The sequence below is a fragment of the Rhizobium esperanzae genome, assembly GCF_002204185.1.
GTDB lineage: Bacteria > Pseudomonadota > Alphaproteobacteria > Rhizobiales > Rhizobiaceae > Rhizobium > Rhizobium esperanzae.
This window is the reverse complement of record NZ_MXPU01000003.1, coordinates 137,521-149,610: the sequence shown is the minus strand read 5'-3', so window position 1 is coordinate 149,610 and position 12,090 is coordinate 137,521. Positions and strand designations below refer to the sequence as shown.

Genomic DNA, 12,090 nt, shown 5'->3' with positions numbered 1-12,090 from the left:
AAGGATAAAGTCGATCCTTTAACAAATCCTTCATCCTATCGATTTTGGGAGGCGCGGGCGCTGGGCAGTTTTTTATTGCGGCATGCGTTGACGCTGTGAAATTTTCTGTCTATCACTTCCCGCCATGAAAATCGCAACGGCTCTTATCGTGGTGGGAAGGCGCATGGGCAGGATGGTGTAACCATCCGGCGATAGCCACCCATGCGCTAGATGACAGGCTCCTCCGGGGCCTTTTTTTGTGCCCGAAATCGGGCTCCCGGCCACAAACGCAAATCCCAGCATCAAACGGAAAAGACAGATGAGCACGGACAATCAGGCGGCAGGCAATCGGATGACGGGGGCGGAGATCGTTCTCAAGGCGCTGAAGGACAACGGCGTCGAACATATCTTCGGCTATCCCGGCGGCGCGGTCCTGCCGATCTATGACGAGATCTTCCAGCAGGACGAGATCAAGCACATCCTCGTTCGCCATGAGCAGGGGGCAGGCCATGCGGCCGAAGGCTACGCCCGCTCCACCGGCAAGGTCGGCGTCATGCTGGTCACGTCAGGTCCTGGCGCCACCAATGCGGTCACGCCGCTGCAGGACGCGCTGATGGATTCAATCCCGCTCGTCTGCCTGACCGGCCAGGTTCCGACCCCCTTGATCGGCTCCGACGCCTTCCAGGAATGCGACACGGTCGGCATCACCCGGCCCTGCACCAAGCACAACTGGCTGGTCAAGGACGTCAACCAGCTCGCCGCCATCATTCACGAGGCCTTCCGCATCGCCCAATCCGGCCGTCCGGGCCCCGTCGTCGTCGATATTCCGAAGGACGTCCAGTTTGCGACCGGCACCTACACGCCGCCCGCCGATTACCCGATCCAGAAGAGCTACCAACCGAAGATCCAGGGCGACCTCAACCAGGTCCATGCGGCGATCGAGTTGATGGCAAATGCGCGCCGTCCGATCATCTATTCCGGCGGCGGCGTCGTCAATTCCGGCCCCGAGGCCTCCAAGCTGCTGCGCGAACTGGTCGAGCTGACCGATTTCCCGATCACCTCGACGCTGATGGGCCTCGGCGCCTATCCTGCTTCAGGCAAGAACTGGCTGAAGATGCTCGGCATGCACGGCTCCTACGAGGCCAACATGGCGATGCATGATTGCGACGTCATGGTCTGTATCGGCGCCCGCTTCGACGACCGCATCACCGGCCGCCTCAATGCCTTCTCGCCGAACTCGAAGAAGATCCATATCGATATCGATCCGTCCTCGATCAACAAGAACGTCCGCGTCGATATCGGCATCCGCGGCGATGTCGGCCATGTCCTCGAAGACATGGTCCGCCTGTGGCGGGCGCTGCCGAAGAAGCCGGAGAAGAACCGACTCGAAGGCTGGTGGAGCGATATCGCCCGCTGGCGGGCGCGCAATTCCTTCGCCTATACGAAGAACAACGACGTCATCATGCCGCAATATGCGCTGGAGCGGCTCTTTGCGCATACCAAGGACCGCGATACCTACATCACGACCGAAGTCGGCCAGCATCAGATGTGGGCAGCACAATTCTTCGGCTTCGAACAGCCCAACCGCTGGATGACCTCGGGCGGCCTCGGCACGATGGGCTACGGCCTGCCGGCGGCCCTCGGCGTGCAGATCGCCCATCCCGAGAGCCTCGTCATCGACATTGCCGGCGACGCCTCGATCCAGATGTGCATCCAGGAAATGTCGACGGCGATCCAGTACGACGCGCCGATCAAGATCTTCATCATGAACAACCAGTACATGGGCATGGTGCGCCAGTGGCAGCAGCTGCTGCACGGCAACCGCCTGTCGCACTCCTATACGGAGGCGATGCCCGATTTCGTCAAGCTGGCGGAAGCCTATGGCGCAGTCGGCCTGCGCTGCGACAAGCCGGATGAGCTGGACGATGCCATTATCGAGATGATCGAGGTCAAGAAGCCGGTCATTTTCGATTGCCGCGTCGCCAATCTCGCCAACTGCTTCCCGATGATCCCCTCGGGCAAGGCCCATAACGAAATGCTGCTGCCGGACGAAGCCACGGACGAAGCGGTCGCCAACGCGATCGACGCCAAGGGCCGTCAGCTCGTATAACGATAAGGTAGGAACCCAGGACCATGAACGCACATCTTCAGCCCACGGGCTCTGCCTATTTCATCTCTCCGGAAACGACCGCAGTCGAGAGCCATACGCTTTCGGTTCTCGTCGACAACGAGCCCGGCGTCCTTGCCCGCGTCATCGGCCTGTTCTCCGGTCGCGGCTATAACATCGAAAGCCTCACGGTTTCGGAGACCGAGCATCAGGCGCATCTTTCCCGCATTACCATCGTCACCCGCGGCACGCCGCACGTGCTGGAGCAGATCAAGGCGCAGCTCGAACGCATCGTGCCTGTTCACCGCGTCGTCGACCTGACGGTGCGGGCTCGCGAACTCGGCCAAGACCGCCCGATCGAGCGTGAAGTGGCGCTGGTCAAGGTGATCGGCGAAGGCGAAACGCGCGCCGAGACGCTGCGGCTTGCCGATGCTTTCCACGCCAAGGTGGTGGACGCAACGATCGATCACTTCATCCTGGAGATAACAGGCAAGTCGTCCAAGATCGACCAGTTCATCGCCATCATGAAGCCACTCGGCCTCATCGAGGTCTGCCGTACGGGCATCGCGGCGATGAACCGCGGCGCGCAGGGGATGTGAGGTCCAACCTCCATCCTTTCCTCGTCGTCATCCTTGACTGGCAAGCGACGGAGACGGCGCGGCAAGTCTCTTCTCCCCTCGGGAGAAGAGGAATCGCGAGGTCGCGGCGTATAGCCGGATAGGCGTGACGCAGTTCGAGCCGCTGGAGATCAAAGCATCTCCAGCGGCTTTTTCCTTACCGGCGGCGGGAAGGCGGCGTCGAGCGCCTGCCAATCCTCGTCGGTGATGTCGAGTGAGACGCAGTCGCGGTTCTCAGCCACGCGCTTGGCATTCGAGGTCTTCGGGATGACGATCACGCCGTCGCGTTCGAGCAGGAAGGCGAGCGCCAGCTGGGCGGGGGTCGCCTGGTAGGCCTTGGCGATGCGGATCAGTTCGGGATGGTGCAAGATGTGTCCCTGCTCGATCGGCGAATAGGCCATGACGGGAATGCCGCGCTTCTGGCACCAGGGCAGGAGATCATATTCGATGCCGCGGCGGGAGAGGTTGTAGAGCACCTGGTTGGCGGCGACATTGGCGCCGTCGGGCACGCGAACCAGTTCCTGCATGTCGTCGGTATCGAAGTTGGAGACGCCCCAGGCGCCGATCTTGCCTGACGCTTTCAGCGTTTCGAAGGCGGCCACGGTCTCGGCCAGCGGATAGTTGCCGCGCCAATGCAGGAGGTAGAGATCGATCCGGTCAGTGCCCAACCGGTCCAGGCTGCGCTCGCAGGCTTCGACCGTGCCTTTCAGGCTCGCATTCCAGGGATAGACCTTGCTGACGAGGAAGATCTCGTCGCGCCGTCCCCTGATCGCCTGGCCGACGATCTCCTCGGCGCCGCCGTCGCCATACATTTCGGCGGTGTCGATCAGCGTCATGCCGAGATCGATGCCCGTTTTGAGGCTCTCGATCTCCATCTTGGCATGGCCAGCGTCCTCGCCCATGGTCCAGGTTCCCTGGCCGAGCGCCGGCGCTTCCGTGTCGTTCGGGAATTTGACGGAGGGGATGGGGTCGTCCTGCATGATGTTTCCCATTGTTCAGGAGATTGCGCAGCGTTCTTATCTTTCAATCAATCCTGTCACCATGACAATGATGCAATGGCGTCAACAGTTTAAGGCAGTTATGCTGACCTAAATAAGGTCCGCCGCAAAAATGAGCTGGCTTTGGAGGTCGCATGCCGCTCGATACGTTCTTCGCCCTCGTTCTCTTCGCCTTTTCGACGTCAATCACGCCGGGGCCTAACAATATGATGCTTTTCGCTTCGGGCGTGAATTTCGGCTTCCGCAGAACGATCCCGCATATGTTCGGCATCGGCGCCGGTTTCCTTTCGCTGCTGATCGGCGTCGGCCTCGGGCTTGGGGCGCTGCTGCATACGATGCCCCTGGTCTATGCAGTGCTCAAGTTCGCCGGCGGCGCCTATCTCGTCTGGATCGCCTGGAAGATTGCCTCCTCGCGTTCGCTCGGCGAAGGCAAGAGCAGTGCTGCGCCAATGTCCTTCTTCTCGGCGGCGGCCTTCCAGTGGGTCAACCCGAAAGCCTGGGTGATGGCGGTTACGGCAATGGCGACCTACACCAATCCCGAACTCTATCTTGCCAGCGTGCTGATCGTCGGTCTGGCTTTCGCGGTGGTCAACGTGCCGAGCGTCTCGACCTGGGCGGGCTTCGGCTCGGCGCTCAGGGAATGGCTTTCCGACCCGGTGCGGCTGAAGTGGTTCAACATCACTATGGCGGTGCTCCTGGTGGCGAGCCTTTGGCCGATGCTAAAATAATGCGATCGACGGTTTCGTCAGCATCAGCCAGAAAATGCCGATGACGGCTGAGAAGGCCGGAAAGCCGAAAGCGAACCAGGCGCGGTTAAGGCTGAAATAGGCGGGCGGCAGGGCGCTTGCCGAGGCCGCTGCAGCGCGGGCGAGATCACGCAGGCGAAGCTGGATCCAGACGACAGGCAGCCAGAAGGCGCCGGTGAATACATAAAGCAGCAGCGACAGCGCAATCCAGCCTTCCGTCAGGTTCCAGCCGATCGATCGCGCCAGCAGATAACCGGTCACCGGCTGGAGAAGGGCGGCCGTCGCGGTAAAGACGGTGTCGGCGATGACGACGGTTCCGGCGACATGGGCGATCAGGGCGGGATTGCGCGTGCGATGCGCCATCATCATGAAGAAGGCAATGCCGGCGCCGGTGCCGAAGAGCACGGTCGCGCCGATCACATGGGCAAGCAGCAGCCATTGCGCGAGCATCAGCGTTCATCCAGGGTGGCAAGCGCCGTCAGCGTCAGCAGGATCGATGGCAGCACCTTGACGAGGGGACCGAGCGGATCGAGCCAGAGCGCGGGTTCGAGAAGGGTGCCACCGGCTAGATAGGCCAATGAGACGGCGAGCATGCCGAGAAGGGCGCGTCTGGCGAGCGGGCGAACAAGCACGGTGGCTCCGAGCGCCACATCGACGATGCAGGTCGCAAGAGTCAGCGCCTTTGCCGCCGCTTCCGACATGAAGGGCAGGAAGTGCGCCGAGGTCCTTTCCATCGAAAGCAGCGGGATCAGGCCGGAGAGCAGCCAAAAGACCGACAGTCCCGCTATGACGAGCGGCTTCAGCAGATAGAGCCGGGCGAACCAGAGATCCTGCACGCCGGAAGGATTGGCCGCGAGCGTTGCTGCTGCTGAAGTCGCGGCAAGGGCACTCTGCGCCTTCGCGCTTTTGATGCCTTCGGACATGACAATCATCGCCGTAGAGCGGAGTGGCGAACGCCAGCCGAGTAGGCCGGCGAGATCGGCGAACCAGGTCACCGCCCGCGCAAGCCACGGAGCAAGCGAAACGACGCGGGCGGTCGGCAGGCCCAGCCATTGCCGGTGAAGGCGCACGAGATCGGCAAGCGTCAGCACCTCGTCGGCGGCAAGAACGATATCCCCACGCAGTTGGCCGGCGACCGCCTGTGACACGGCTTCCGCCACATCGTCCACGGAAAGCGCTTCGATGGGGCTTTGCGCATGGGTGAGCGGCAGCGCCAGGGGAAAGGCGGCAAGCGCCCGGATGAGCGATGAACCGCCATGGGCATTGCGGCCGAGAACGAGGGCAGGGCGCAGAATGAGGTGAGGTAGGCCGCTTGCCGCCAGCGCCTCGTCGGCTCGCCGCTTGGTGGCGAGGAAAGGCAGATCGCCGGCGGCGCCCGCCGTCCTTGCCGATATCTGCACGATCAGAGGACGCGAGCGTTTTGCGGCGGCATAGAGCGCCAGCATTGCATCTGCCTGGGTGGCCGCCAGATCATCGGAAAGACCGTCCTGCAGCGCGCCGGCGCAATTGACGACGACATGCCGGTCTTTGAGCAGGTTTTCCCAGTCCTCAGGCTTTGTCATCCGCGAAAGGTCAGCCTGCCGCCAGTCGATCGCCGGCTGCTTGAGGCGCGCTCGCGCCGGATTGCGGCCGAGCCCGGTCACGGCATGGCCGTCCGAGACGAGCCGGGCCGCGACGACGGAGCCTATGAAGCCGGTTGCACCGAGAATCAGGATGTTCATGGCGGGAGATTAGCGGAAAAGTTTGATTGGGATAGAAGTGGCTTGGCGGGGTTGTGGTGTATGGTAGAAAGAAGGGAGACGGCTTTACCGACCTGCTTTGAATTGGGGCGAGAGGTTGCCACGACTCCGCTTCTCCCCGGAGGGAAGAAGATGCCGGCAGGCAGATGAGGGGTGAGCGGCGAGCCGCGAATGCACGGAGCGCAAGCGAAGGGCAAATCATGAAGGGCGTGCCGTGCGGCCCCCCTCATCCGACCCTTCAGGCCACCGACCGGGGTCGAGCCGCGGGTCTCGACCCGTCCTTCGGACCCCCGGGGGAAAAGAGGAGGAGCGTGCCGCGCACATTGAGGAAACAGGGCGGCCGATCGCCGTTCCGGGAGGATATTGCCTTGCACGACGACCACAATGACGATCACGACCGTCACCACGATCATGCCCACGACAACCATTACTCCGACATGCAGGCGCGCGTCAAAGCGCTGGAGACGCTGCTGACGGAGAAGGGTTTGATCGATCCGGCGGCGATCGATGCGATTGTCGAGACTTACGAGACGAAGGTGGGGCCGAGGAACGGCGCGCATGTCGTGGCCAAAGCATGGAACAATCCCGAATTCGCGGACTGGCTGAGGCACGATGCGACGGCGGCGATAGCGAGCCTTGGTTATACCGGCCGGCAGGGCGAGCATATGCGCGCCGTCTTCAACACGGCCGATACCCACAACCTCATCGTCTGCACGCTCTGCTCCTGTTATCCCTGGTCGGTGCTCGGCCTGCCGCCGGTCTGGTACAAGGCGCCGGCCTATCGTTCACGGGCGGTGATTGATCCGCGCGGCGTGCTTGCCGAATTCGGCCTGACCCTGCCGGTGAACAAGAAGATCCGCGTCTGGGATTCGACGGCGGAGCTGCGTTATCTCGTGATTCCCGAGCGGCCGGCGGGCACGGAAGGCATGGATGAGGCCGCACTTGCCGGCCTCGTTAGCCGAGACGCGATGATCGGCACCGCGGTTGCTGGCAGCCCGATCTCAGCTAGCGGCAGCCCGGAGGCTTTGTCATGAACGGACCGCACGATCTCGGCGGGCAGATGGGCTTCGGGCCCGTCGGGCCTGAAAAGGATGAGCCCTATTTCCATGCCGACTGGGAAAAGCGAGCGCTCGGCATCACGCTTTCCTGCGGCGCTTTTGGTGCATGGACGATCGATGAAAGCCGGCATGCGCGCGAGAATATCCCGCCGGCCGATTATCTCGCTGCCAGCTACTACGAGATCTGGATCCGCGGCGTCGAGACGCTGCTTGCGCGGCACGGCTTTGCGACGCGCGAGGAGCTGCTGTCCGGCCACAAGCTGCAGGATGGAGCTGCGCCGAAGCGGGTGCTGAAAGCGGAGATGGTGGCTGATGTACTGGCAAAGGGCGGGCCTTGCGATCGTACCGTCGAAACCGCGCCGCTCTTTGCGGTCGGTGAGGCGGTGAGGACGAGGAATTTCAATCCGCCCACCCATACGCGGCTGCCGCGCTATGCGCGTGCGAAGACGGGCGTCGTCGAAGCGGTGCAAGGCTCCTTCGTCTTTCCCGACGACAATGCGCATGGCAAAGGCGAAAATCCGCAATGGCTCTACACTGTCGTCTTCGACGGCGGCGAGATTTGGGGAGAGGGGGCGGATCCGTCGCTGACGGTCTCCATCGATGCGTGGGAGAGCTATCTTGAGCGTTTGTGAGATGCCCTCGGAGCTCAGCCAATCGCTCGGTCTGCCGAAATCTCCGGAAGGCGGGCCGGTCTTTCCCGAGCCTTGGGCCGCCGAAGCCTTCGCCATGACCGTGCATCTGCATGAGAACGGGCTATTTGCCTGGCGCGAATGGGCCGAACTCCTGTCTCGAGAACTTCATAAGCCCGGCCGCGCCGAAGACGGCAGCGATTATTTCGACTGCTGGGTGGCGACGCTTTCCGAATTGCTTGTCAGCCGCGGCATAGCGGATGCATCTGCCATTCTCGACCTGCAGAAGAGCTGGCAGCGGGCAGCCGAAGCCACGCCGCATGGGCAGCCGATCGAGCTCGCCAACGATCCGTACCGCTGACCCTCAAGAAGGAAACTGCCGATAGCATTCTTCGGCCACGCCACGCAGTGTCTCACGCGAGACTTCGCCGGTGACGGCGTAACCGAGTTCGCCGTCGACCCAGTAAAAGGTTTCGAGATTGCCCGACGAGGCGAAGCGGAAGCTCGTCGTGCGGTTTTCCCTGTTGCGGCCGACAATGACCGTCAGGCGTTCGCCGGCCTGGTTCTCGTACATGAACATGGCGCCCGGCCTGCCGTCGACCGGCAGCAGGCGGCCGCCGACCAGCTTGAAGCCGAGCGACTGCAGGTCAGGGATCTTCAAATTCTCGACCGCCAGCCGCTTTCCCAGCCAAGTGGCGAGATGAGCCTCCTCGTCGGCGAAGACCTCGACGGGGTGGCGCACCTCTGCGGCATAGACGGTGAAGGCGGTCTCGGCCTGTTTGGGCAGGGTCTCGGAGCCGGCAAGCTGCAGGTCCGGCTTTTGAAGAAGCGCGGGGCCATAATGGCCGCTGACCGCGCCGAGCGCGAAGACGAGCAGGGCCGCGGCGGCGGCCATCCAGCGCTTCGGCGCGGAGGAGGGCGCGCGTGGCGGGGTGACGAGCTGGGGATCGGTGTCCTTCGCCTTCTCATAGCCTGCAAACAGCGTCTTGATGCCGGTATTCTGCGCCTGCCATTCGGCTACCAACGCCGCTTCGTCGGGATTGTCGGCAAGGAAGGCCTCGACGCGGGCGCGGGCCGTTTCCGCCAGTTGGCCGTCGGCATAGGCGTGGAGATCGGCTTCGGTGACGATCGGGTTGGTCTCGTTCATTTCGGTCTCCGAAGCGTAATGACGTTATCGGCCTTCAGCCGCTCGGCGACGCGATGGCGGGCGCGCGACAGCCGGGACATGACGGTGCCGATCGGAATCTCGAGCGCGGCGGCGACCTCGTTGTAGCTGTATCCCTCGATGACAACGAGCATCAGCACGGCGCGGTGTTCTTCCGAGAGACTGTTCAGCGCATCGTCGAGCCGGGCGCGCTCCAGCGGATCGGCCGGCGGTTCGGGAGCGGCCACGTCTTGTGCGGCGTCGAGCTCGACCAGGCCGTCGCGCGCCTTGCCGCGCCGGTCGTTGCGATAGAGATTGGTCATGATGGTCAGGACCCAGCCGCGCAGATTGAGGCCGCGCCATTGGCCGCGGCGCGTCAGGACCTTCTCGACACAGTCCTGGAGCAAGTCCTCGCCGTCGGCATCCGAGCGCGTCAGGCTGCGCGAATAGCGCCTGAGCGAGGGCAGGAGGGCCAGGATCTGGCCCTCGAACGTTTCGGGCGGGGGTGTCTTCACGCCGGCTCTCTTGGCATCAAGGTTTGGCGACATCCCAATTGCCGCCGACACCGTCGCCGGTGATGTCGCCAGCCTTCTTGTCCTTCACCCAGTAATAAAGCGGCATACCGTCCTTGGCCCATTGCTTCTTGCCATCCTTACGCTCGATGATCGAATATGCACCATCGGCCTTGGCATCGGAAGCGGCCATCAGCGGCGGCCAGTTCTTGGCACAATCGCCGTTGCAGTTGGAAACGCCCTTGGCGTCTTTCTTGAAGGTGTAGAGGGTCATGCCGTTTTCGCCGGCGAGCACCTTGCCCTTGGCGGATTCGACTTCCTTAACGGGAGGGGCGGCGAAGGCAGCGGTCGCGGCAAGGGCGGCTGCCGCCACGACGGACAGGAATTTCAAGGATGTCATGATGTCTCTCCTCAGGTTGGGCACGCAATACTGCGATACCTGAGATGAGACACGCGACGAGGCAATTTTATTCCGGCTGAGCGAAAGTTTTCGCGGAAAATGGCGCAGTCATTTACATCAAATCGATTTTCGGATAACATATATCCTTAATTTGGTTCACAGAACCAGCCATTACGAGTTGCTGAATGATCTTGAAAAGCCAGGTCGAGTGGGCGCTGCATTGCTGCGCCATTCTCGCGGGCCTGCCCGAGGGCAGGTATCTCTCCACCAAGGCGCTCGCCGAGCTTCATGGTCTGCCGAAGGAATATCTCTCCAAGGCGCTGCAAAGCCTTTCACAAGCTTCGCTCGTCGATACCACGCTCGGTCCCAGCGGCGGCTACAGGCTTGCGAGATCCCCGTCCGAGATCAACTTCCTTGATATTGTCGAGGCGGTGGAGGGAAAGGCGCGCAGCTTCACCTGCACGAATATCCGGGAGAACAATCCGTGCCGGCCGGCAGGCTATTGCGACAGTAAGCCCTGCGCGGTTGCGCGCGTCATGTGGGAAGCCGACGAGGCTTGGCGAAACACGCTGAAAGCCGTCCGGCTCTCCGATCTCGTCGGCACCTTATCCGAGGAGGTGCCGGCGGACATCTGGCAAGGCACGTTCCAATGGGTGCTCCAGCGTGCCGGCTGATCATGCCCTGAAGATGGTCCTGATGGTCTTCAGGATCGCGTGCGCGTTGCGTGCTTGTTCCGGGGGCAGGGCAACGCCGTCGCGGAAGCGTTCGGCGCGGCCGGCGAGGGCTTCGGCGATCTCTTCGGCCAGGGCTGGGCGTTCGCTAAGCAGCGGCGCGAAGGCCGCCTGACCGATTTCATAGATCGTCACTGGGGTCAGGGCCTCCAAGGTGCAGACTTCCTGCATGCCGGCGAGCAGGCCTGTCTCGCCGAAGAAATCACCTGGCGCAAACCGTCCGCGCTCTTCGCCTTCGCGCCGCGCCACGATGATGCCGGCGCGCACCATCATCAGCGAGGGCAGCATTTCGCTCTCCCGTACGATCACATCGCCTTTGCGGAATTGCCGGACAGTCGTGGTGTCGGCGAGCTTCTGCCTCTCATCTGATGTCAGTGTTGCAAAGACGGGAATCGCTTCAATCAGCGCAAGCGGCGTGACGGTCGGCGGCTTGGCGTTTTCTTCCGTCGGCAGATCGGCGGTCAGTACCTGGGCTGCGGGTGGAACGGCCAAAAGCAAGCCGGCGGATTTGCAATGGCGATAGACGAGATCGAGCACCTCGTTTCGCGCCGGCACGCGCTGGCTGGGGCTCGTCACCCGGAACTGCAGCTCGACTTCGAGCGACGTGGCGTCCAGCCCTTTCAACGCGACGACCGGCGCAGGCTCGCGGACAATCGAATTGCAGCTCGTGAGCGCGGCGAGCATGATCTGGCGGATCGATGCCGGCATCCGGGTCGGGGCGATGCGGATGGTCAGGATCAGAAGATGGGTCTCGTCCGGCCGGCTGACATTGGTCAGGCCGAGTTTCGCCAGGAAGCTGTTGGGCAGGACGACGACATTGTTGGCGCCGGTCAGGATGTGCGTCGCGCGCCAGTTGCTTTCGACGACGCGTCCTTCCGTGCCGTCGCTCAAGAGGATCCAGTCGCCGATGACATAGGGCCGGCCGAGCGTCAGGGCGATGCCGGAAAAGACGTCGGCGAGTGTGTTCTGGAGCGCCAGGCCGAGGATGATGGCGACCACGCCTGATGTGGCGACGATAGTGCCGATCGGTACGCCGAAGACGAAAGCGAGGACGGAGAGTGCCATGCCGATATAGACGATACCGATGACGAGATCCTGCAGCAGGCGGGCCTCACGCGGGCTTCCCTCCAGCACCAGATAGAGCCTGATGAAACCGATCACGGCCCATGCCAGGTGGACCCACCAGAGCGATTTGGCGACGATGACGAGCAGGGCCTGCGGGTCTTCGGACTGATATCCCTGAAAACGGTGGGGCTCGATGCCGCTGCCGACGAGGATCAGCGTCATCACCGCAAAGAAGAGGATCTGCACCACCAGCCGCGTCGTCGGCCGCTGACGGGAGAGGAAGTACCAGACGAGGATGCCAGCAAAGCCGACGACGATGAGGGATATCAGCGGCTTGCCGAACAGCGCGTCGTAGATCATCTCTC

The 12,090-nt window shown here is 62.7% G+C and carries 14 protein-coding genes; 7 read left to right on the top strand and 7 right to left on the bottom strand.

All coding sequences use genetic code 11. The features are described 5' to 3' along the window. Nucleotides 1-298: 298 nt before the first annotated feature. Nucleotides 299-2,089 (top strand): acetolactate synthase 3 large subunit, encoded by a 1,791-nt coding sequence (locus tag B5E41_RS05125; protein WP_085860005.1) that lies wholly within the window; start codon nucleotides 299-301, stop codon nucleotides 2,087-2,089. A gap of 23 nt (nucleotides 2,090-2,112) precedes the next feature. Then, nucleotides 2,113-2,685: an acetolactate synthase small subunit gene (gene ilvN, locus B5E41_RS05120; RefSeq protein WP_011426035.1), complete on the top strand. Its 573-nt coding sequence runs from the start codon at nucleotides 2,113-2,115 to the stop codon at nucleotides 2,683-2,685. Between the two features lie 149 nt (nucleotides 2,686-2,834). Here ilvN and B5E41_RS05115 read toward each other — a convergent pair whose 3' ends face one another. Beyond that, nucleotides 2,835-3,683, bottom strand: a complete 849-nt coding sequence (locus B5E41_RS05115; RefSeq protein WP_088391593.1) for an aldo/keto reductase — start codon at nucleotides 3,681-3,683, stop codon at nucleotides 2,835-2,837. 152 nt (nucleotides 3,684-3,835) lie between these two features. Here B5E41_RS05115 and B5E41_RS05110 point away from each other — a divergent pair, with 152 nt between their 5' ends. After that, nucleotides 3,836-4,429, top strand: coding sequence for a LysE family translocator (locus tag B5E41_RS05110; RefSeq protein WP_088391591.1), 594 nt, complete (start codon nucleotides 3,836-3,838; stop codon nucleotides 4,427-4,429). Here B5E41_RS05110 and B5E41_RS05105 read toward each other — a convergent pair. Beyond that, nucleotides 4,421-4,897: a DUF2269 family protein gene (locus B5E41_RS05105; RefSeq protein WP_088391589.1), complete on the bottom strand. Its 477-nt coding sequence runs from the start codon at nucleotides 4,895-4,897 to the stop codon at nucleotides 4,421-4,423. The two genes, B5E41_RS05110 and B5E41_RS05105, sit on opposite strands and share 9 nt — an antisense overlap. Then, nucleotides 4,897-6,168 carry an SDR family oxidoreductase gene (locus B5E41_RS05100; protein WP_088391587.1) on the bottom strand — a complete coding sequence of 424 codons (1,272 nt, stop codon included), beginning with the start codon at nucleotides 6,166-6,168 and terminating at the stop codon, nucleotides 4,897-4,899. Before B5E41_RS05100 ends, B5E41_RS05105 begins: the two co-directional genes overlap by 1 nt. A gap of 386 nt (nucleotides 6,169-6,554) precedes the next feature. Here B5E41_RS05100 and nthA point away from each other — a divergent pair, with 386 nt between their 5' ends. The 3 genes from nthA to B5E41_RS05085 are packed head-to-tail and all read left to right on the top strand — an operon-like array spanning nucleotide 6,555 to nucleotide 8,234. Then, the gene (gene nthA, locus B5E41_RS05095; RefSeq protein WP_088392001.1) at nucleotides 6,555-7,220 is read left to right on the top strand and encodes a nitrile hydratase subunit alpha; all 666 of its coding nucleotides are present in this window, start codon (nucleotides 6,555-6,557) and stop codon (nucleotides 7,218-7,220) included. Then, nucleotides 7,217-7,876, top strand: coding sequence for a nitrile hydratase subunit beta (gene nthB / locus B5E41_RS05090; RefSeq protein WP_088391585.1), 660 nt, complete (start codon nucleotides 7,217-7,219; stop codon nucleotides 7,874-7,876). Before nthA ends, nthB begins: the two co-directional genes overlap by 4 nt. Next, nucleotides 7,863-8,234, top strand: a complete 372-nt coding sequence (locus B5E41_RS05085; protein WP_088391584.1) for a nitrile hydratase accessory protein — start codon at nucleotides 7,863-7,865, stop codon at nucleotides 8,232-8,234. The genes nthB and B5E41_RS05085 overlap by 14 nt, the downstream gene beginning before the upstream one ends. A gap of 3 nt (nucleotides 8,235-8,237) precedes the next feature. Here B5E41_RS05085 and B5E41_RS05080 read toward each other — a convergent pair whose 3' ends face one another. From B5E41_RS05080 to B5E41_RS05070, 3 genes are read right to left on the bottom strand one after another with little or no spacing between them, the layout of a single operon-like run. Continuing rightward, the gene (locus B5E41_RS05080; RefSeq protein WP_088391582.1) at nucleotides 8,238-9,020 is read right to left on the bottom strand and encodes an anti-sigma factor family protein; all 783 of its coding nucleotides are present in this window, start codon (nucleotides 9,018-9,020) and stop codon (nucleotides 8,238-8,240) included. Next, nucleotides 9,017-9,532: an RNA polymerase sigma factor gene (locus tag B5E41_RS05075; RefSeq protein ID WP_088391999.1), complete on the bottom strand. Its 516-nt coding sequence runs from the start codon at nucleotides 9,530-9,532 to the stop codon at nucleotides 9,017-9,019. The genes B5E41_RS05080 and B5E41_RS05075 overlap by 4 nt, the downstream gene beginning before the upstream one ends. A gap of 16 nt (nucleotides 9,533-9,548) precedes the next feature. Further along, on the bottom strand, nucleotides 9,549-9,929 hold the full coding sequence (locus B5E41_RS05070; RefSeq protein ID WP_088391580.1) for a COG4315 family predicted lipoprotein: 381 nt from the start codon (nucleotides 9,927-9,929) through the stop codon (nucleotides 9,549-9,551). 185 nt (nucleotides 9,930-10,114) lie between these two features. Here B5E41_RS05070 and B5E41_RS05065 point away from each other — a divergent pair, with 185 nt between their 5' ends. Beyond that, the gene (locus B5E41_RS05065; protein WP_088391578.1) at nucleotides 10,115-10,603 is read left to right on the top strand and encodes an RrF2 family transcriptional regulator; all 489 of its coding nucleotides are present in this window, start codon (nucleotides 10,115-10,117) and stop codon (nucleotides 10,601-10,603) included. On the opposite strand, the gene B5E41_RS05060 is transcribed toward B5E41_RS05065, so the two are convergent. Continuing rightward, complete coding sequence (locus tag B5E41_RS05060) at nucleotides 10,604-12,085, bottom strand: cyclic nucleotide-binding domain-containing protein (protein WP_088391576.1); 1,482 nt, start codon at nucleotides 12,083-12,085, stop codon at nucleotides 10,604-10,606. Nucleotides 12,086-12,090: the final 5 nt, after the last annotated feature.